Raw genomic sequence first — 613 nt, 5'->3', positions numbered from 1 at the left:
TCTCAATTTGTTTGGTGGCGATAGCGAAGAGGTCACACCCGTTCCCATGCCGAACACGGAAGTTAAGCTCTTCAGCGCCGATGGTAGTCGGGGGTTTCCCCCTGTGAGAGTAGGACGCCGCCAAGCAGATTTATTATTTCTACCATGTTTGTTTATGAAGCTTATATTATTCCGCAGTAGCTCAGTGGTAGAGCTATCGGCTGTTAACCGATCGGTCGTAGGTTCGAATCCTACCTGCGGAGCCATTGCTTCCATAGCTCAGCAGGTAGAGCACTTCCATGGTAAGGAAGAGGTCAGCGGTTCGAGCCCGCTTGGAAGCTTTATTAAGTGTATTATTACTAAGGTTTCTCAAAAAGGAGAAAGCTTTTTTTATTGCGATATGCGGAAGTAGTTCAGTGGTAGAACACCACCTTGCCAAGGTGGGGGTCGCGGGTTCGAATCCCGTCTTCCGCTCCATTTTATCCCAACGGGATATTTTAAAATTAATTGCGCCCGTAGCTCAATTGGATAGAGCGTTTGACTACGGATCAAAAGGTTAGGGGTTCGACTCCTCTCGGGCGCGCCATTATTCTAATAGAATAGATAGGAAATCGGGAAGTAGCTCAGCTTGGTA

4 tRNA genes and 1 rRNA gene are annotated in these 613 nt (G+C 47.6%); all 5 read left to right on the top strand.

The annotated features are described in order from the left end of the window. Positions 1–10 precede the first annotated feature (10 nt). A 5S ribosomal RNA gene (gene rrf / locus Q3W56_RS20600) occupies positions 11–126 on the top strand. A gap of 44 nt (positions 127–170) precedes the next feature. Further along, a tRNA-Asn gene (locus tag Q3W56_RS20595) sits at positions 171–245 on the top strand. A gap of 2 nt (positions 246–247) precedes the next feature. Beyond that, a tRNA-Thr gene (locus Q3W56_RS20590) sits at positions 248–320 on the top strand. Between the two features lie 61 nt (positions 321–381). Further along, positions 382–456, top strand: a tRNA-Gly gene (locus Q3W56_RS20585). 32 nt (positions 457–488) lie between these two features. Then, positions 489–565: transfer RNA gene (locus tag Q3W56_RS20580), tRNA-Arg, on the top strand. The last annotated feature ends 48 nt before the right edge of the window (positions 566–613 follow it).

The organism is Bacillus sp. C28GYM-DRY-1 (assembly GCF_030519405.1).
GTDB classification, from domain to species: Bacteria; Bacillota; Bacilli; order Bacillales; family Bacillaceae; genus Bacillus; species Bacillus spizizenii_A.
The sequence above is the reverse complement of the archived record's forward strand: the minus strand, read 5'-3'. Positions and strand labels throughout refer to the sequence as shown.